This is a genomic window from Sodalis sp. C49 (assembly GCF_046352915.1).
Taxonomy (GTDB): domain Bacteria; phylum Pseudomonadota; class Gammaproteobacteria; order Enterobacterales; family Enterobacteriaceae; genus Acerihabitans.
The window spans coordinates 3,383,724-3,403,337 of record NZ_CP163303.1 but is presented as its reverse complement, the minus strand read 5'-3'; the positions used below and the strand labels follow the sequence as shown (position 1 = coordinate 3,403,337).

The window sequence follows — 19,614 nt, the reverse complement described above, 5'->3', positions numbered from 1 at the left end:
TTGCCGCGCAGGCCGTGTTCCCACTCAGTATAGCATCTGCTCCAGCGACAGCCTTAGGACAACCGGAGTCCGCCGCGGTGGAGAATAAGATTGCCGTCCATGCGCTGTCGGCGGGGAATATGCTGTCAGAACAACCAAGCGATAAAGCGGCGCTCAATATGGCGCGTTCGGCGCTGGTAAGCGGGGCGGGCCATTATGCCAAAGACTGGTTTGATCAATTCGGCACCGTGCGGTTACAGCTCAATCTCAATGAGCGATTCAAACTGGACAATAGCGCGCTCGATCTCTTGGTGCCGTTATATGAAAACCAGGATGCTATGGTATTCATCCAAGGGGGCATACGCAATAACGATCACCGTAATACCGGTAATATCGGCGGCGGCGTGCGGACTTTTTACGGCGATTGGATGTACGGAGTGAATACTTTTTATGATAATGACTTTACCGGAAGAAATCGCCGGGCCGGGATCGGCGCGGAAGCCTGGACCCATTACCTGAAATTATCGGCCAACAGCTATTTTCGCTTGAGCAGTTGGCGCCAATCGCGGGATTTCGCGGATTATAACGAACGACCGGCCAATGGTTATGACCTGCGTGCCGAGGCTTTTCTGCCGTCGCATCCGCAATTGGGCGGCAAGCTGATGTATGAAAGCTATCGCGGCGACGAGGTGGCGTTATTTGGCAAAAACAATCGGCAAAGGGATCCCTATGCGTTTACCTTGGGGCTTAATTATACGCCGTTTCCGCTATTGACCCTAGGCGGTGAGCATCGCCAGGGTAAGAGCGGGCAGCATGATTCCCGTATCAACCTGCAAATCAATTACCGCCTGGGGGATTCGTGGCTTGACCAAGTGGACCCATCCGCCGTTGCGGCCGGGCGAACCCTGGCAGGTAGCCGTTATGATCTGGTGGAGCGCAATAATCATATCGTGCTGGACTATCAAAAGCAGGATGCTATCCGCCTGCTGATGCCGGAGCGATTGAACGGGAATTCCGGCCAACAGCTCACCATCACCGCCCAGGTTACCGCTACCCATGCCTTGGACCGCGTGGAGTGGAATGCTGCGGAATTGATCGCCGCCGGCGGTTCCATCACGCAATCGGCGCCCCATATCCTGGCGGTGACCCTGCCGTCCTATCTGCCCGCCGGCACGACAAATCGTTATACCATTGGTGCAACGGCCCATGATAAAAAAGGCAACGCTTCAAGCCCCGCCTATACCCAGCTTACGGTGACCGGTCTGGGCATCAGCCTGGCGTCGACGTCCACGACGGCAACGCCGGACAGGTTACCGGCGGATGGTGTTTCAACCAGCCTGCTATCAATCAGTCTTAGGGATGAAAGCCATCAGCCGTTGAGTGGAATGGCGGAGGCGCTGACGTTGGATATTACATTTGAACGCGGGGACGGCCAGGCTTTCGCCGCGGCAAGCGCCGGCGTAACCGGCGCGGCGCCGGTGGTGGGTGATATCAGTGAAACCGCCGCCGGCGTCTATTCGGCCACCCTGACCGCCGGCGGCGATACCGGACGGGCGGTCATTACGCCGGTGATTCATGGACAAGCGTTGCAGCCAATCAGCGTTGTCTTGCTGTCGTTGGATCTGGATCATAGCCGATCGGGGCTTGATATCAGTCGCGACAATATTCTTGCCGACGGCGCCGAACAGGCGACGGTCGTCTTCAGCGCCAGGGATGGCGCCGGCAATGCCCTCACCGGCCTCGGTCCGCGCTTAGTGTTTGCTATGACGGCGTTAGAGGGCGCCGTTTTGACCGAGATAGAGGAAGATAACGGTAGCTATAGCAGCGCTTTAAAGGGCACTCAACCGGGGACGGTGACCATTACGCCGGTTGTGGACGGCGTGAAGAGGGACGCCTTGGCGAAAACCGTCAGCCTGCGCGCGGCCCAGGCATACGAAGGCCACTCTGATTTCAGCGTGGGCGAAGATACGCTTACGGTGGGCGATGCCTTCACTGTCTTGCGCTTTATCGCCAAGGACAAGGACGGCAAGCTTGTCACGGCGCTGGGCGAGCGTTTGAAATTTATCGCTTTGCCGTCAGCGGGGATCTCGATTTCGGACATGGTGGAAACCGACGGGCATTATACCGCCCGGCTGAGCGGTATCGTGGCGGGCAGTATCGATATCGCGCCGTCAATCGACGGCCAGCAATTAAGCAACTTGGTGAAAGTGATAACCTTGACGCCAGGCCCGTTCAGCGAGCTTCATTCCGTATTCAGCATCAGCGGGGACCCGCTTAAAGCCAATGATGAAGATAGCGTAGAGCTTAAGCTGATACCGCGGGATGAATATGGCAACCTGACCAAAACAGTAGGCAATATTGATTTTCATCCTTCATCGTTAATGGGTTTCAGACAAGAAAATGCGCGGTTTGATGGTGAGGGGGCCTATGTCGCCCGATTGTTCGGCTCCGTACCGGGACACTATACGATAACGCCGTCGGTTGGAGGCGATCGCATGGCGAGCCTGAGTAAGCCCATCACCCTGATCGCCTTGGCGGTGGATGCAGCCGAATCCGCCTTTGCAATCGATAAGGATACGCTGACGGCGGATAACACCGAGACCGCTACGCTGACCTTTAGCGCCAGGGATACGAGCGGCCGGGCAGTAGCCGGATTGGGCGCCCGGCTTGCTTTCAGCGTTTCGCCGGGAGATAACGTGACCCTCTCGCCTCTTAGCGAGAGTGATGGCACGTATACCGCCACCGTGCGGGGTACTAAACCCGGCATAGTCAGGGTCGCGCCCAAAGTGGACGGCGTCGAAATCAGCGAAATGGTAAAAGAGCTGAATTTCACTCCTGATAGCATTGAGTTAAAAGTCACAGTGGACAAGGCGCAGGCGCAAGCCGGCGAGCAGATTATGTTGACGGTGGACGCGACCTTGGGAGACGGTTCGCCGGCAGGCGATGTGCTCATCAATATCCATTCCCTTGGCGCCGTCAATCGGCAAAACAGGTCGGAAAGTGCCACGCTGTTGATTAACGATGCGCCAAAATATGAAGGCAGAGTGGCGATGGCGACGGGTAAAATCAGCATTCCGTTAACCGACCCCGTGGGGAAGGGGGTTAAAACCACTATTGAGGTTGTCGCACCCGGGGGGAAAAGTGTGACGCAAGACGTTATCTTTACCGTAGCCACCAGCCCGAACGTTCCGGCCGCCAATTATTATGGTCATATGGTAGAGTCCATCGGCGGTATCCAGCGCCCCAGGCTTACCTCAGAACTCACCGGCGGCTACAGCGAGAGTTTTAATCATGAAAATTGGGCAGTGGCGAGTTATTTACTGGCAAGCTCACACTGTAGATTGCCGTCCTTTGCTTCTCTGCAGGCAGCCTATAGCACAATGCGCACGAGTGGATGGCCCTTATCCCCCGGCGGCTTTATTTGGTCTGGTACGGCATCCCCAATTGTTTTAGCCGGCCCGGCCGTCGAAGCTCTCAACAAACAGAACGGACTGAAATTGCTCATGGGGATATCAGGCGAGAACGCGGGATTTGTGGTGTGCGCCGATTAAAAATGTTCCGCTGCCCGGAGTAATCTAGGCTGGCGCTGATTAAGGCATACTTATCGGCGGGACTGATGATTGTCCCGCCGATAAATCAGATTAAAATCCTCGAAGTGCTCATCATCGTTTATTTAACCAGCGTCGGCGACCTGCCCAGATAATTGTCCCAATCCTTCCATACCGGTTGCAACCCGGCCTTTGTTACCATCCGCGCCACGGCCTGCGGCGAGCGGTTATCATGCGGCTCGAACTGCTCCAGCTCCGGCCGGCCGCCGGCATAACCGCCCGGTTGGGTCTTGGACCCGGCGCTGAGGCTGTTCACCATGATGGGCACCGCGTGATCGCGAAACCAGGGCGATTCCCGGGTGGACAACGACAGCTCTACGTCAGGGGCCAATAACCGGAAGGCGCACATCACTTGCAACAGCTGTGATTCATTCATCAGGGACGCAGGCGTAATGCCTCCGGCGCAGGGGCGCAGGCGCGGGAACGAAAGCGAATAGCGGCTTTGCCAGTAGGTCTTTTGCAGATACAGCAAATGCTCGGCCACCATATAGCAGTCTGTGCGCCAGTTATCCGACAATCCTATCAGCGCCCCCAGGCCAATCTTGTCGATTCCGGCCCGCGCCAGCCGATCCGGCGTTTCCAGCCGCCAGGCAAAATCCATTTTTTGCCCGCGCAGATGATGTTTTTGATAGGTTGGCTCATGGTAGGTTTCCTGATAAACCATCACCCCGTCCAGGCCGAGGGTTTTCAACTCGGCGTAATCTTCCTGGGATAATGGCTGTACTTCCATCATCAGCGCGCTGAAATACCGGCGGATCAACGGCACGTAACGGCGGAAATAGTCCATGCCCACCTTGGTCTTATGCTCGCCGGTGACCAGCAGCAGATTATCAAAACCCATCGCCCGGATGGCCTCGCATTCCTGGATGATTTCCTGCTCATCCAGCGTCTTGCGTTTCAGGTGATTGCTCATGGAAAAACCGCAATAGGTACAATCATTGGCGCACAGGTTGGAAAGATAGAGCGGCAGATAAAACCCCACCACATTGCCGAAACGCTGGCGGGTCAGTTGCTGGGCACGCTGCGCCATGGGTTCAAGATAAGGCAGCGCCGCCGGTGACAGCAGCGCCATGAAATCCTGCCGGTCCAGGCGCGGGGCATTCAGCGCCCGCTCCACGTCGCGCGCGGTCTTGGCGTGGATTTGCAGTCCGGCGTCGTCCCAGCCGAGCCGGCGCCAGTGGTCAAGAAAAGAAGTCATCAGGCGGCCCCCTCTTCCTGGGGATGGCGCAAAAATCCGGTTAGCGGGCTGGTGGCGCTGGCCTGGGTTAGCGTGGCGGCAAGCCCGGCCTCGCGCGCCAGGGCGCCGGCTTCCAGCGCCAGCCTGAACGCGCCGGCCATGGCCACCGGGTTGCGGGCCACGGCGATGGCGGTATTGACCAGTACCGCGTCGGCGCCCATTTCCAGCGCTTCCAGGGCCTGGCTGGGGGCGCCGATACCGGCGTCCACCACCACCGGCACGCCCGACTGTTCAATGATAATGCGCAGGAAATCGCGGGTGATCAAACCCTGATTGGAGCCGATCGGCGAACCTAGCGGCATCACCGCCGCACAGCCGGCCTCCTCCAGACGGCGGCATAATACCGGATCCGCGCCGCAGTAGGGCAAGACCACAAAACCTTCGCGCACCAGCTGTTCGGCCGCTTTCAACGTTTCGACCGCATCGGGCAGCAGGTATTTCATATCCGGATGGATTTCCAGTTTTATCCAACGGGTGCCCAGCGCCTCGCGCGCCAGGCGGGCGGCGAACACCGCCTCCTCGGCGGTTTTTGCGCCTGAGGTATTGGGCAGTAACTTTACCCCTGCCTGGCGCAGGGCGGGCAGGATGGCGTCATTACCGCCGCGCAGGTCCACCCGGCGCATCGCCAGGGTGACCAATTGGCTGCCGGACGCGGCGATGGCTTGCCGCATTAATTCCGCGGTGGCGAATTTACCGGTGCCGGTAAACAGCCGGGACGTAAAAGTGGTATCGGCAATGGTTAACATGGTCAGCCTCCGGCAATGGCCTGGAAAAGTAAGATATCGTCGCCCTCGTTTACCGGCTGTTGGGCCCACCGGCTACGGGGAATAATGGTTTGATTGACCGCCAGCGCGCTGCCCTCGGGCGGGTGGCCGAGCAGCTCCAGCATGTCCAGCAGCGAGGGCGTGCCTGAAAGCGCGACGGGGGTATCGTTAAGGGTAATGTTCATAGCGCCTCTTCCCGCTGAACCGCCGCGGCGCACACCGGACAGCCGGCCGCGCGGGACAGGCGCAGGGTGCGCCAGTTCATCGACTTGCCGTCGAACAGCCGCAGCTGGCCGTCCAGCGTAGACGGCATGCCGCACAGGATTTTGATCGTCTCCAGGGCCTGCATGGCGCCCATGATGCCGACCAACGGCCCGAGCACGCCCGCGGTGCGGCAATTACGCCGCGGCTCGACGGCGTCGGGAAACAGGCAGGCATAACAGCCGTGCCGGTAGGGCGGCCGCAGCACCAGCAACTGACCGCTGAACCCCACCGCGCTGGCGCTGACCAGGGTTTTCCCCCGGCGGATACAGGCGGCATTGATGTCGTGACGGGTCTGCATATTATCACTGCAGTCCAGTACCATATCGGCCAGCGCCACCGCCTGATCGAGGTCATCCCCGGCCAGGCGCCGGCTCAGCGCGACATAATGGCCCAGGGGATTAAGCGCCTGCAGCTGCCGTTGCGCCGCCGCCGCCTTGGGCCGGGCGATATCCCCGGTGCGATAAAGGATTTGGCGCTGGAGATTGCTCACGTCCAGTTTATCGTCGTCGGCCAGCAGCAGCGTGCCGACCCCGGCGGCGGCAAGATAGAGCGCCGCCGGCGAGCCCAGGCCGCCCAGTCCGGCGATCAGCACGGTTGCTGCGCTCAGATGCTCCTGGCCTCCGGGGCCTATCTCCTCCAGCAGCAATTGGCGGCTGTAGCGCAAAAAAGCCTGGTCGCTAAGCATTGCGCACCTCCCGGCCTTCGATTTTCCGCAATAACGTGGCGGTCGCCTGCCGCCAGTCGGAGGCCTTGGTGATGGCGCTGACCACCGCGATGCTGCCGACGCCGCAGCGCAGCACGTCGTCCACCCGATCGATACCAATACCGCCGATGGCCACGGTGGAGATGCCGGGCATGCCGGCCACCATGCGTTTCAGCTCCGCCAGGCCCTGCGGCTGTGACGGCATGGCTTTGGTCTGGGTAGGGAAGATATGGCCGAGCGCGATATAGGATGGCTGTAGCGCCAAAGCGCGGGCCAGTTCGCTCTCGTCGTGGGTGGAAAGACCAAGTCGCAATCCGGCGCGCTGGATGACGGCCAAATCCGCCGTAGCCAAATCCTCTTGTCCCAGGTGCACGCCATAGGCGCCGTGTTTAACCGCCAGCCGCCAATAATCGTTGATGAAAATCCGGGCGCGGTATTTCCGTCCCAGCAAAATCGCGGCCTCGATATCCGGTTCGACCCGGTCTTCCGGCTGGTCCTTGATGCGCAACTGCAGCGTGGCGACGCCGGCGTCCAGCAGCCGGACCAGCCATGCCAGCGAATCCACTACCGGATAGAGCCCGAGCCTGGGCTCGGTCGCCGCAAAGGGCGCGTCGGGCGCGATCATTTCGCCACCCCCGTATCCTCAGGCGCAAGATAGATTTCCCCGCCGCTGGCGCGAAACGCCGACGACATCTCCGCCATGCCGCTTTCCCGTACCTCAATCGCCTGGGCGGCGGCATAATCCCTGACCTCCTGGGAGATTTTCATCGAGCAGAATTTCGGACCGCACATGGAGCAAAAATGGGCTACTTTGCCGGATTCCTGCGGCAGCGTTTCATCGTGATAGGCGCGGGCGGTGGCCGGATCCAGGGCCAGATTAAACTGGTCCTCCCAACGGAATTCAAAGCGTGCCTTGGACATGGCGTTATCGCGTATTTGCGCCCCGGGATGGCCTTTGGCCAGATCGGCGGCGTGAGCGGCGATTTTATAGGTAATAAGCCCCTGCTTAACATCTTCTTTGTTCGGCAGGCCCAGATGCTCTTTCGGCGTGACGTAGCACAGCATCGCACAGCCGAACCAGCCGATAAGCGCGGCGCCGATGCCGGAGGTAAAATGGTCGTAACCCGGCGCGATATCGGTGGTCAGCGGCCCCAGGGTATAAAACGGCGCTTCGTGGCAATGCTCCAGCTGTTCGGTCATGTTGCGCCGGATCATCTGCATGGGAACATGGCCAGGGCCTTCGATCATCACCTGCACGTCGTACTCCCAGGCAACTTTGGTCAATTCGCCCAGGGTATAGAGTTCGGCAAACTGCGCTTCGTCGTTGGCATCCTGGATGGAGCCGGGACGCAGGCCGTCCCCGAGGGATAATGAGACGTCGTAGTCGGCGCAAATCTGGCAAATATCGCGAAAATGCTCGTAGAGGAAGCTTTCCTGGTGATGCGACAGGCACCATTTGGCCATAATGGATCCGCCGCGCGACACGATGCCGGTCAACCGTTTGGCGGTCATCGGCACGTAACGCAACAGCACGCCGGCATGGATGGTAAAATAGTCCACGCCCTGTTCCGCCTGCTCGAGCAAGGTGTCGCGAAAGCATTCCCAGGTCAGGTTTTCCGCCACGCCGTTGACTTTTTCCAGCGCCTGGTAGATGGGCACCGTGCCGATGGGCACCGGACTGTTGCGCAGGATCCACTCGCGGGTTTCATGGATATAGCGGCCGGTGGACAGGTCCATCACCGTATCCGCTCCCCAACGGGTCGCCCAGACCAGCTTCTCGACCTCTTCCTCAATGGATGAACTGACGGCCGAGTTGCCGATATTGGCGTTGACCTTGACCAGGAAATTGCGGCCGATAATCATCGGCTCCGACTCCGGATGGTTGATATTGGCGGGGATAATGGCACGACCGTCGGCCACTTCCCGGCGCACGAACTCCGGGGTAATATCCGGCGGCAAATGCGCGCCGAAGCTCTGGCCGGGATGCTGTTGCAGCAATACGTCGCCGCGGATGCGTTCGCGGCCCATATTTTCCCGCAGGGCGATAAACTCCATTTCCGGCGTAATGACGCCGGCGCGGGCATAATGCAATTGCGTGACGCGCCGGCCGGATTTGGCGCGCCGCGGCGTATGGCTGGGGGCGAAACGAACCTCATCCAGGCCCTCGTCGGCCCGGCGTTCGCCGGTATAACGCGAGCTTAGGCTGTTCAACGCCTCGCTGTCCCCGCGTTGTTCAATCCAGCCCGAACGCAGGCGGTGAAGGCCGGCGCGCACGTCTATCTCTGTCGCCGGATCGCCATAGGGTCCGGCGGTGTCGTATACCGGCACCGGCTCGTTTTCTTCGTAGCGCGGCGTTTTGCCGTTGCCGCCGATAAGCGTGGGGCTAAGCGCGATCTCCCGCATCGGCACCCGGATGTCGGCGCTGTTGCCTTGGAGATAAATACGCCGGGAGTTGGGGAAGGCTTCGCCTTTCAGACGATGGATGAATTCCTGCGCCTGGGCGCGCTGCTCACGGCGGGAAGGGGTGGTTTTGGATAACGACATAGCAATTCCTCACAATAAACGGGAAAATTGCTTGTCAGGAGCGCTACGGGAGTAATGAGGCCGGGCTTTGAATTTAGCAAAATAGACTATAAATCAAAGCGTTGCTTTACTCTTGTTCCCTTCGCAGGTATTAACCCGATCAGGTTCCGCGGATCCCGAATTAACGGTCTCAGCCTGGCGTAATGTACGCGCTAGGCACTCCGACAAGATATAGCGGCCCGTGAAGGACCGGTTACGACTTACTGCTTACCGCAAAATTACGCCAGACGCGATACGTCCGGATTATTGGCGGCCGGCACCGAGGCCAGGTAGTCCGCTTTATATTCCAGCGCCTGCTGGATCAGTTTGTCCTCCAGGGCAAAACGCGTGGCCAGGGCCTCGCCCACGCCGGAAAGCGCCTGTTGGAACTCCATACAGTTATCATGATCGATGGCCGTTTCCAATTGGCTATCATAAAATGCCATGATTTGTTTGGTATTTTCCTGCAACGCCGGATACAACTGGGTACTGATGATTCTTTTGCTGCTGCTGGTATCGTCCGCGTCCTGAACGATACGATCGTAGATATGGAAATGGCCGGCGGAAAGGTAGTCCACCAGTTTATGGCAAAAGTCGTCCAGCGCGTTTTCGTCCAGGGGAGTATGCTTTTCTTTATTGGGCTTAAGACCGATGAGATGGTAATACGCAATGAGCAACTTCCTGCGGGCCAGTATCCACTGATCGATCAGTTCGTTACTGCCGCCAACGCGTTGAGCCAGAATGTCCAGCTGGTTTAGCATGATTGACTCCGATGTAATAAAGTAACGCTGCGTTACTCATCAATTAAAGCTAATTTCTAGCTTGCCAGTGAATAAGAGGTAGTGCAACTAAAATGGAACAAGAACTCAACGGTAGCGAAAATGGCTGGTGGATCGTCAGCCAGGACAGCAAATTGTGGTTACCCAAGGGGGAACTGCCATTTGGAACGGCATCGGCCTGGTCACTTCAAGGATTGACAGCGACGCTTATCGGCGAATGGGAGGGGTCGCCCGCCTGGCTGGTACGCCACGCCATGCCCCGGGATATGGGCTCGGTGCGCCAGATCATCGATAGCGACCCAGGCTTGTTCCAACTGGCGGGCCGGGGCGTGCAACTGGCGGAGTTTTATCGTTCCCATCGCTATTGCGGCTACTGCGGCCATGAGATGCGCGTCAGTAACCGGGAATGGGCCTGCCTGTGCGATCATTGCCATGAACGGTATTATCCGCAAATCGCGCCCTGTATTATCGTGGCGATCCGCCGCGGCGACGATATCCTGCTGGCCCAGCATACCCGCCATCGCGGCGGCATTTACACGGTGCTGGCCGGTTTTGCCGAGGTGGGGGAAACCCTGGAGCAGACCGTGGCCCGCGAGGTCATGGAGGAGACGCGGATTAAGGTGAAAAACGTCCGTTATGTCACCTCGCAGCCCTGGCCTTTCCCGCATTCACTGATGATGGCGTTTATGGCGGAGTACGCCGGCGGCGAAATCACCCCCGATCATAATGAAATCCTTGATGCCGGCTGGTACCGTTATGACGCGCTGCCCCTGCTGCCGCCGCCCGGCACCGTGGCCAGGCGCTTAATTGAGGACACGGTCGCGCTCTGCCGCGCCGATCGGGAAAATGACGGCCCGCATGCTACACTCCATTCATAACTGCAAGGGAATCCTGTATGCATGAACTGAAGAACGACCGCTATCTGCGCGCCCTGCTGCGCCAGCCTGTTGACGTCACGCCCGTATGGATGATGCGCCAGGCCGGGCGTTATCTGCCGGAATATAAAGCCACCCGCGCCGAGGCCGGTGATTTTATGTCACTGTGCAGGAATGCCGAACTGGCCTGTGAAGTGACCTTGCAGCCGTTGCGTCGTTTTCCGCTTGATGCCGCGATCCTGTTTTCGGATATCCTGACGGTTCCCGACGCCATGGGACTGGAATTGTATTTTGAACAGGGGGAGGGGCCGTGCTTTGCCCGTCCGATTACCTGTAAAGCCGACGTGGAGCAGTTGCCGATACCGGATCCGGAGGTGGAGCTGGGGTATGTGATGGACGCCGTACGCACCATCCGGCGCAACCTGCGCGGAGAAGTGCCGCTGATTGGCTTCTCCGGCAGTCCCTGGACCCTGGCCACCTATATGGTTGAAGGCGGCACCAGCAAAGTCTTCACTAAAATCAAACAAATGATGTACGCCGAGCCGCAGACGCTGCATTTATTGCTCGATAAGCTGGCGGCGAGCGTAACGCTGTACCTGAACGCCCAGATTCGCGCCGGGGCGCAGTCGGTGATGATCTTTGATACCTGGGGCGGCGTGCTGACCGGCAGCGGCTATCTTGAGTTTTCCCTTGATTACATGCAAAAAATCATCGACGGCCTGCAGCGGGAGCATGAAGGCCGCCGGGTGCCGGTAACGCTGTTTACCAAAGGCGGAGGCCAATGGCTTGAAGCCATGGCGCAAACCGGTTGCGATGCGCTGGGCCTGGACTGGAGCACCGATATTCAGGCGGCGCGCCGTCGCGTGGGCGATAAGGTCGCGCTGCAGGGCAATATGGATCCTTCGGTGTTGTACGCGCCGCCGGCGCGTATTGAACAGGAAGTGGAGTCCATTCTGGCCGGTTTCGGCCGGGGTGAGGGGCATGTTTGCAATCTGGGGCACGGTATCCATCAGGACGTGCCGCCGGCACATGCGGGCATTTTTGTTGAGGCGGTGCATCGCCTGTCGCGCCCCTATCATCTGTAAAGACTGGTGAAAAAGGTGGAAAAAACATGGATATAACAGCATTGCGCGCCGAGCAGGTCGCCACCGCCAGTAGGGTCATACGCCATGACGATTTCGCTTTTTCCACGCCCGCGATAATCGCCGGCGCCGATGTGGGGTTCGAACAGGGGGGCGACGTTACCCGCGCGGCTATCGCGCTGCTGCGTTTTCCGTCGCTGGAGCTTCTCGAATACCGCATTGCCCGTGTAACGACCACCATGCCTTATATTCCGGGTTTTTTGTCGTTTCGCGAGTATCCCGCCCTGCTGGCCGCCTGGGAACAGCTGAATCAGCGGCCGGATTTGCTGTTCGTGGATGGCCATGGTATTTCCCACCCGCGCCGTCTGGGCGTCGCCAGCCATTTTGGCCTGTTGGTCGACCAGCCGACTATCGGCGTGGCTAAGCGCCGGCTGTGCGGCCGGTTTGAGCCTTTGAGCGATGAGGCGGGCGCCAGGGCGCCGCTGATGGATAAAGGCGAACAGCTTGCCTGGGTATGGCGCAGCAAGATCCGCTGTAATCCTTTATTCATCTCCACCGGCCATCGCGTCGGCATGGACACTGCCCTGTATTGGGTACAACAATGCATGCGCGGCTACCGCTTGCCGGAGCCTACCCGCTGGGCGGATGCGGTGGCCTCTAATCGCACCGCGTTTAAACAGTGGGAGCAGGGGCGCGGCGAACCGGACTTTTTCGACCTGGAATAGGGTAACCGGCTAATTTCAGGTACACTGCGACGCAGATTAAGAGTAATGGAATAGCGCGATGTTACGTAACCCGATACATTTACGTCTGGAAAAGCAGGAAGCCTGGCAGCACGTCATTTTTATGGCGTCGCTGTGTGAACGGATGTACCCCAATTATCAACTGTTCTGCGTACAGACCGGCTTTGGCGACCCTGCCGTCTACCGGCGTATTCTCGACCTGGTTTGGGAGACACAGGTTGTTAAAGATGCTAAGGTCAATTTTGATTTACAATTGGAAAAGCTGGAAGAATGCATTCCCGCAGCGGATGATTACGATTTTTACGGCGTTTATCCGGCGATTGATGCCTGTGTGGCCCTGAGTGAATTATTGCACTCGCGGCTGAGCGGTGAAACGCTGGAGCATGCCGTCACCGTCAGCGAAACCTCTATCCGCACCGTGGCCATGCTGGAAATGACCCATGCGGAGCGGGAAATGACCGAAGAGCAGCTGAATGCCCTGCCCTCGATTGAAGAGGAATGGGACATTCAGTGGGAAATTTTTCGCCTGTTAGCTGATTGTGAAAACCGCGACGTAGAATTGATCAAAGGGCTGCGCGCAGACCTGCGCGAAGCCGGAATTAGCAATATTGGAATAATTTTACAGCAATAAGGCAATAAAACGTGATTTAAGACCTGTTTTGCCATGTCTTAATACTTCACATCTGCACCCCGTCTGGTCTACATTTGGGGGGGCATAAAAAAAGTGGCTATCGGTGCGTGTTTGCAGGAGAGTGCCGTATTCCGGCTTATCCGTCGTACTCGATGCTTAGCAAGCGATAAACACACTGTAAGGATAACATATGAACAAGACTCAACTGATTGATGTAATTGCTGATAAGGCCGATCTTTCGAAGGCGCAGGCGAAGTCGGCTCTGGAATCCACTTTGGCAGCAATTACCGAGTCTCTTAAAGAGGGTGATGCAGTACAATTGGTTGGTTTCGGTACTTTCAAAATTAATCATCGCAACGAACGCACTGGCCGTAATCCTCAGACCGGTAAAGAAATCAAAATCGCCGCGGCCAATGTTCCGGCATTTGTTTCTGGCAAGGCTCTGAAAGACGCTGTTAAGTAACCACCGTGTGTTGGTGAAAAGATTAAGCATAGGGGCAACCGTGCCCCTTTTGTTTTTGCGCCGGTGCGGTTGGCTCGGGCTGCTGGCCTGTCTCCTCACGGCATGCGGTTCGCATTCCAAGGCGCCGCCTGCGTTCACCGCCAGCGGTTATGTCGCCGATCGGGGCGCCATGCGCTTATGGCGTAAAGACGACGCGGCACAGCAAACGGTCAATATCGTCAGCGTCTACAGCCCCTATCAGGGCGAAAATACCATCATTACCCGCTATCAATTCCTCCATGACGACGTGCGCCAGATTAACCGGACGCAAAACGGCGCACATCCGCAAACCGTGCAAATCCGCTTTGACGATCAGGGTAATCCCAGCTATATGCAGCGTCAGCGCGATGGGCTGCGTGAAAAACTCAGTGATGACGAACTGGCGTTGTATCAGTTTGAAGCCAGGCGACTGCTGGATGTCAGCAGCACGCTACGTGCCGGACAGGTAAAGCTGATGCAGGGGATATGGCGCGACGGCGTGATAGCCACCTGCGACGGCAAGACGGCTCGGCCTGATTTTGACCAGCGCTCGGCCTCGTGGATTGCGGCGCGCGCCCAACATTCCACCGGGCAACTGGGCATCGCCTGGCTGGAGGCACCGGAAGGGACGCAGCTGTTACTGGTCGCCAATGAAGACTTCTGCCACTGGCAACCTAAAAAAAGCGAGTTGTAGTCACCCGCCTGCAAGCCGACATCGACAGGGCGCCGCGCATTGCCCAACGTCATGAATGCGCGACACCAGATGATGACAGGATTATTGCTCGCGTTGGATCGCGCGATAGCCGATATCCGACCGGCAGAAACTGTCCTGCCAGCGAATAGACTTCGCCGCGCGATAGGCCCTGGCCTGAGCATCCGCCACCGTTTCGCCCAGCGCGGTAACGCACAAAACCCGCCCTCCCTGCGTCAGTACCTTACCGTCCGCCAGACAGGTGCCGGCATGAAAGACTTTTTCGCCTGCTGTCTCAGCCGTCGGCAGGCCGCTGATTTCGTCCCCGGTGCGGTAATCCCCCGGATAGCCGCCGGCGGCCAGGACCACACCCAGGGCCGGTCGTTCATCCCATAACGAGCTTTCCCGATCCAGATGCCCTTCGGTGGCCGCCAGGCACAGCGCCACCAGATCGGAACGCATGCGCAGCATGATGGGCTGGGTTTCCGGATCGCCGAAGCGGCAGTTAAATTCAATCACCTTTGGCTGGCCATCGGCGTTGATCATCAGTCCGGCATATAAAAAGCCGGTATAGATATTCCCTTCCGACGCCATGCCGCGCACCGTCGGCCAGATAACCTGATCCATAACGCGCTGGTGGATTTCATCCGTAACCACCGGGGCGGGGGAATATGCCCCCATGCCGCCCGTGTTGGGACCGGTATCGCCGTCGCCGACCCGTTTATGGTCCTGGCTGGTGGCCATCGGCACGACATGATCGCCGTCCACCATCACGATAAAGCTGGCTTCCTCGCCTTCCAGGAATTCCTCCACCACGATGCGGTGCCCGGCATCGCCGAAGGCGTTACCGGCCAGCATATCCTCAATGGCCGCTTCCGCTTGCGCAAGCGTCATAGCCACGATCACGCCTTTGCCGGCGGCCAGGCCGTCCGCTTTGATAACAATGGGCGCGCCTTTGCTGCGCACGTAGGCCAGCGCCTGGTCGATATCGGTAAAGTTACCGTATTCCGCGCTGGGGATATGGTGGCGGGCCAGGAAATCCTTGGTAAACGCCTTCGAGCCTTCCAACTGCGCCGCCGCTTTGGTCGGGCCGAATACCGGCAGGCCGGCTGAGCGGAACGCATCCACCACGCCCATCACCAGCGGCGCTTCGGGGCCGACGATGGTCAGGCCGATGGCGTGGCTTTGGGCGAAGGCGACCAGCGCCGGGATATCGGTCGGGCCGATGTCGACGTTTTCAAGCGCCGGTTCGAGGGCGGTGCCGGCATTGCCGGGCGCCACGTAGACTTTATCCGCCAGCGGCGATTGGGCGGCCTTCCAGGCCAGGGCATGCTCGCGGCCGCCGTTCCCGATAATTAAGATATTCATTGGTCGCTCCTGGGCTTAGTGGCGGAAATGACGCATATCGGTAAAGATCATGGCGATGCCATGTTCGTTGGCCGCGGCAATGACTTCGTCATCGCGAATGGAACCGCCGGGCTGGATCACGCAGCTGATGCCGACCGCCGCCGCCGCGTCAATTCCGTCGCGAAACGGGAAAAACGCATCGGAGGCCATGGCCGAGCCGCGCACGTCCAGCCCTTCGTCCGCCGCCTTGATGCCGGCGATTTTCGCCGAATAAACGCGGCTCATCTGGCCCGCCCCGATACCAATGGTCATGTTATCGCGGGCATAAACGATGGCGTTGGATTTAACGAATTTAGCCACCTTCCAGCAAAAAAGCGCGTCGCGCAGCTCGCTTGCGGTCGGCCGGCGTTCGGTGACGATGCGCAGATCCGCCTCGCCGACCATGCCTAAGTCGCGATCCTGTACCAACAGGCCGCCGTTAACCCGCTTGAAGTCCAGCGCCGGCACCCGGGACGACCAGACGCCGCTGGCCAGTACCCGGACATTTTGCTTGGCGGCAAGGATGGCCAGGGCGTCGTCGTTAACGGACGGCGCGATAATCACTTCCACGAACTGGCGGCTGATAATGGCTTGCGCGGCGGCGGCGTCAAGAGGGCGGTTAAAGGCGATAATGCCGCCAAACGCCGAGGTGGGATCGGTTTTATAGGCGCGCTCATATGCCTCGAGCAACGCGCCGCCGGTGGCCACGCCGCAAGGATTGGCATGCTTGACAATCACGCAGGCCGGCTCGGCGAATTCCTTTACGCACTCCAGGGCGGCGTCGGTATCGGCGATATTGTTATAGGATAGCGCCTTGCCCTGCAACTGCCGCGCGGTGGCGACCGAGGCTTCCCGCACCGGCTCTTCTATATAGAAGGCGGCCAGCTGATGGCTGTTTTCTCCGTAGCGCATATCCTGTTTTTTGATAAAGTTCAGGTTAAGGGTGCGTGGGAAACGGCCGGCGGGTACGGTGGTATCGCCGTGATAGGCCGGTACCTGGCTGCCGAAGTAGTTGGCGATCATGCTGTCGTAGGCGGCGGTATGCTCAAAGGCCTTGATGGCCAGATCAAAACGGGTCGCCAGCGTCAGCGAGCCGTTATGCGCATCCAGCTCGGCAATGATCCCGGCGTAATCGCCGCTGTTAACCACGATCGCCACGTCTTTATGATTCTTGGCGGCGGAGCGCACCATGGTAGGCCCGCCGATATCGATATTCTCCACCGCTTCCTCGCGGGTACAGCCTTCACGCGCCACTGTGCTGGCAAACGGATAAAGATTAACCACCACCATATCAATGGGGTCGATATGGTGCTGTTGCATAATTGCATCGTCCTGGCCGCGTCGCCCCAGAATGCCGCCATGGACCTTGGGATGCAGGGTTTTCACCCGTCCATCCATCATTTCTGGAAAACCGGTGTAATCGGAAACCTCGGTCACCGGCAGCCCTGCCTCCGCCAGCAGCCGCGCGGTCCCGCCGGTGGAGAGCAGCGTGATGCCGCGTTGCGATAATGACTGAGCGAATTCTACGATACCGGCTTTGTCAGACACACTGAGCAAGGCGCGGCGAACAGGACGTGGTTGTTGCATGGTCAATTTATCCCTTGATTGGATAGCTTTAATAAAAAACTGGTATCAAGCGGCGGTTTTTTACTGAAAAAAGCCGCCGCTTGATAAAATACGCGAGCCGATAAAATTTGCGTGAATTGTAGCGAAAACGATTGCGCGATGCTCGGCAATTTTTGCCTGCGGCAATCATCTGTGGATAAGTTTGTGCAAAAGAGGGTATAAACCCCGGTATTGCTGTGGAATGCAGCAAACAGTTCGGATTGGGCAAATTAGCTGTTGCGGCTTCGGTTGAAATCCCTATAATGCGCCTCCATCGACCGGCACCGTGCAGCACATCGCAGGGTAGCGGAAACGAGTCAGAAGACAGGCCGAACGGGCTTGACACTGAAAGAGGAAAGCGTAACATACGCCACCTCGCGCCAGACTGATTACAGCGGCGCACTGCTCTTTAACAATTTATCAGACAATCTGTGTGGGCACTCACAAGACCGTATCGAAACACAAAAATACCAAGTCTTGAAGAGTGAACAAACAGTTAATTCATAAGATTAACAGTATGACAATCTTTGAGCATCAAGCTTTTAATTGAAGAGTTTGATCATGGCTCAGATTGAACGCTGGCGGCAGGCCTAACACATGCAAGTCGAGCGGCAGCGGGAAGTAGCTTGCTACTTTGCCGGCGAGCGGCGGACGGGTGAGTAATGTCTGGGGATCTGCCTGATGGTGGGGGATAACTACTGGAAACGGTAGCTAATACCGCATAACGTCGCAAGACCAAAGTGGGGGACCTTCGGGCCTCACGCCATCGGATGAACCCAGATGGGATTAGCTAGTAGGTGAGGTAATGGCTCACCTAGGCGACGATCCCTAGCTGGTCTGAGAGGATGACCAGCCACACTGGAACTGAGACACGGTCCAGACTCCTACGGGAGGCAGCAGTGGGGAATATTGCACAATGGGCGCAAGCCTGATGCAGCCATGCCGCGTGTGTGAAGAAGGCCTTCGGGTTGTAAAGCACTTTCAGCGGGGAGGAAGGCGATAAGGTTAATAACCTTGTTGATTGACGTTACCCGCAGAAGAAGCACCGGCTAACTCCGTGCCAGCAGCCGCGGTAATACGGAGGGTGCGAGCGTTAATCGGAATTACTGGGCGTAAAGCGTACGCAGGCGGTCTGTTAAGTCAGATGTGAAATCCCCGGGCTTAACCCGGGAACTGCATTTGAAACTGGCAGGCTAGAGTCTCGTAGAGGGGGGTAGAATTCCAGGTGTAGCGGTGAAATGCGTAGAGATCTGGAGGAATACCGGTGGCGAAGGCGGCCCCCTGGACGAAGACTGACGCTCAGGTACGAAAGCGTGGGGAGCAAACAGGATTAGATACCCTGGTAGTCCACGCTGTAAACGATGTCGATTTGAAGGTTGTGGCCTTGAGCCGTGGCTTTCGGAGCTAACGCGTTAAATCGACCGCCTGGGGAGTACGGCCGCAAGGTTAAAACTCAAATGAATTGACGGGGGCCCGCACAAGCGGTGGAGCATGTGGTTTAATTCGATGCAACGCGAAGAACCTTACCTACTCTTGACATCCAGAGAAGTTTGCAGAGATGCGAACGTGCCTTCGGGAGCTCTGAGACAGGTGCTGCATGGCTGTCGTCAGCTCGTGTTGTGAAATGTTGGGTTAAGTCCCGCAACGAGCGCAACCCTTATCCTTTGTTGCCAGCACGTAATGGTGGGAACTCAAAGGAGACTGCCGGTGACAAACCGGAGGAAGGTGGGGATGACGTCAAGTCATCATGGCCCTTACGAGTAGGGCTACACACGTGCTACAATGGCGCATACAAAGAGAAGCGAACTCGCGAGAGTAAGCGGACCTCACAAAGTGCGTCGTAGTCCGGATTGGAGTCTGCAACTCGACTCCATGAAGTCGGAATCGCTAGTAATCGTGGATCAGAATGCCACGGTGAATACGTTCCCGGGCCTTGTACACACCGCCCGTCACACCATGGGAGTGGGTTGCAAAAGAAGTAGGTAGCTTAACCTTCGGGAGGGCGCTTACCACTTTGTGATTCATGACTGGGGTGAAGTCGTAACAAGGTAACCGTAGGGGAACCTGCGGTTGGATCACCTCCTTACCGAAATAGATACTAGATTGTGTAGTGTCCACACAGATTGTCTGATAACTGTAATGAGCAAACAGCTCGTATGGTTTTTTGTCATGCCCTCTTCCTGAATGTTAAGGCAGGGTTGATAAAAAACGGTGGCATAAGAAT

Annotated in this window: 17 protein-coding genes, 1 rRNA gene and 1 riboswitch; of the genes, 8 read left to right on the top strand and 10 right to left on the bottom strand. The window is 58.0% G+C overall.

Translation table 11 applies throughout. The features are described 5' to 3' along the window. Positions 1 to 77 precede the first annotated feature (77 nt). Positions 78 to 3,530, top strand: coding sequence for an inverse autotransporter beta domain-containing protein (locus tag ABUK12_RS15280; protein ID WP_410012667.1), 3,453 nt, complete (start codon positions 78 to 80; stop codon positions 3,528 to 3,530). A 118-nt stretch (positions 3,531 to 3,648) separates the two neighbouring features. Here the strand turns inward: ABUK12_RS15280 and thiH are convergent, their stop codons facing one another. The 7 genes from thiH to rsd form a co-directional block, all read right to left on the bottom strand. Beyond that, positions 3,649 to 4,785, bottom strand: coding sequence for a 2-iminoacetate synthase ThiH (gene thiH / locus ABUK12_RS15275; protein WP_410012666.1), 1,137 nt, complete (start codon positions 4,783 to 4,785; stop codon positions 3,649 to 3,651). After that, on the bottom strand, positions 4,785 to 5,570 hold the full coding sequence (locus tag ABUK12_RS15270; RefSeq protein ID WP_410012665.1) for a thiazole synthase: 786 nt from the start codon (positions 5,568 to 5,570) through the stop codon (positions 4,785 to 4,787). The genes thiH and ABUK12_RS15270 overlap by 1 nt, the downstream gene beginning before the upstream one ends. Positions 5,571 to 5,572: 2 nt before the next feature. After that, a complete protein-coding gene (thiS, locus tag ABUK12_RS15265) occupies positions 5,573 to 5,773 on the bottom strand; it encodes a sulfur carrier protein ThiS (RefSeq protein ID WP_410012664.1) in 201 nt (66 codons plus the stop codon). Then, positions 5,770 to 6,537, bottom strand: a complete 768-nt coding sequence (locus ABUK12_RS15260; RefSeq protein WP_410012663.1) for a HesA/MoeB/ThiF family protein — start codon at positions 6,535 to 6,537, stop codon at positions 5,770 to 5,772. The genes thiS and ABUK12_RS15260 overlap by 4 nt, the downstream gene beginning before the upstream one ends. Next, complete coding sequence (gene thiE, locus ABUK12_RS15255) at positions 6,530 to 7,180, bottom strand: thiamine phosphate synthase (protein ID WP_410012662.1); 651 nt, start codon at positions 7,178 to 7,180, stop codon at positions 6,530 to 6,532. The genes ABUK12_RS15260 and thiE overlap by 8 nt, the downstream gene beginning before the upstream one ends. Continuing rightward, positions 7,177 to 9,099, bottom strand: coding sequence for a phosphomethylpyrimidine synthase ThiC (gene thiC, locus ABUK12_RS15250; RefSeq protein ID WP_410012661.1), 1,923 nt, complete (start codon positions 9,097 to 9,099; stop codon positions 7,177 to 7,179). Before thiC ends, thiE begins: the two co-directional genes overlap by 4 nt. 99 nt (positions 9,100 to 9,198) lie before the next feature. Then, positions 9,199 to 9,312: riboswitch (TPP riboswitch) on the bottom strand. A 44-nt stretch (positions 9,313 to 9,356) separates the two neighbouring features. Then, positions 9,357 to 9,878, bottom strand: a complete 522-nt coding sequence (gene rsd, locus ABUK12_RS15245) for a sigma D regulator (protein WP_410012660.1) — start codon at positions 9,876 to 9,878, stop codon at positions 9,357 to 9,359. A gap of 92 nt (positions 9,879 to 9,970) precedes the next feature. Between rsd and nudC the strand changes: the two genes are divergently transcribed. From nudC to ABUK12_RS15215, 6 genes are all read left to right on the top strand, one after another. Continuing rightward, entirely contained in the window at positions 9,971 to 10,774 is an 804-nt protein-coding gene (gene nudC, locus ABUK12_RS15240) for an NAD(+) diphosphatase (protein ID WP_410012659.1), read from the top strand. A gap of 17 nt (positions 10,775 to 10,791) precedes the next feature. Then, positions 10,792 to 11,856 (top strand): uroporphyrinogen decarboxylase, encoded by a 1,065-nt coding sequence (gene hemE, locus ABUK12_RS15235; protein ID WP_410012658.1) that lies wholly within the window; start codon positions 10,792 to 10,794, stop codon positions 11,854 to 11,856. A gap of 26 nt (positions 11,857 to 11,882) precedes the next feature. Next, complete coding sequence (gene nfi, locus ABUK12_RS15230) at positions 11,883 to 12,578, top strand: deoxyribonuclease V (protein WP_410012657.1); 696 nt, start codon at positions 11,883 to 11,885, stop codon at positions 12,576 to 12,578. Positions 12,579 to 12,636: 58 nt separating this feature from the next. After that, positions 12,637 to 13,227, top strand: coding sequence for a YjaG family protein (locus ABUK12_RS15225; protein WP_410012656.1), 591 nt, complete (start codon positions 12,637 to 12,639; stop codon positions 13,225 to 13,227). A 190-nt stretch (positions 13,228 to 13,417) separates the two neighbouring features. Beyond that, positions 13,418 to 13,690: a nucleoid-associated protein HU-alpha gene (hupA, locus tag ABUK12_RS15220; protein WP_162368642.1), complete on the top strand. Its 273-nt coding sequence runs from the start codon at positions 13,418 to 13,420 to the stop codon at positions 13,688 to 13,690. 40 nt (positions 13,691 to 13,730) lie between these two features. Continuing rightward, positions 13,731 to 14,402: a DUF1481 domain-containing protein gene (locus ABUK12_RS15215; RefSeq protein WP_410012655.1), complete on the top strand. Its 672-nt coding sequence runs from the start codon at positions 13,731 to 13,733 to the stop codon at positions 14,400 to 14,402. An 81-nt stretch (positions 14,403 to 14,483) separates the two neighbouring features. Here the strand turns inward: ABUK12_RS15215 and purD are convergent, their stop codons facing one another. From purD to ABUK12_RS15200, 3 genes are read right to left on the bottom strand one after another with little or no spacing between them, the layout of a single operon-like run. Continuing rightward, a complete protein-coding gene (purD, locus tag ABUK12_RS15210) occupies positions 14,484 to 15,767 on the bottom strand; it encodes a phosphoribosylamine--glycine ligase (RefSeq protein WP_410012654.1) in 1,284 nt (427 codons plus the stop codon). Positions 15,768 to 15,782: 15 nt separating this feature from the next. After that, positions 15,783 to 17,372 carry a bifunctional phosphoribosylaminoimidazolecarboxamide formyltransferase/IMP cyclohydrolase gene (gene purH / locus ABUK12_RS15205; RefSeq protein WP_410012653.1) on the bottom strand — a complete coding sequence of 530 codons (1,590 nt, stop codon included), beginning with the start codon at positions 17,370 to 17,372 and terminating at the stop codon, positions 15,783 to 15,785. 28 nt (positions 17,373 to 17,400) lie between these two features. Beyond that, positions 17,401 to 17,757, bottom strand: coding sequence for a hypothetical protein (locus tag ABUK12_RS15200; protein WP_410012652.1), 357 nt, complete (start codon positions 17,755 to 17,757; stop codon positions 17,401 to 17,403). Between the two features lie 176 nt (positions 17,758 to 17,933). Between ABUK12_RS15200 and ABUK12_RS15195 the strand changes: the two genes are divergently transcribed. Then, positions 17,934 to 19,476 (top strand): 16S ribosomal RNA (locus ABUK12_RS15195). Positions 19,477 to 19,614: the final 138 nt, after the last annotated feature.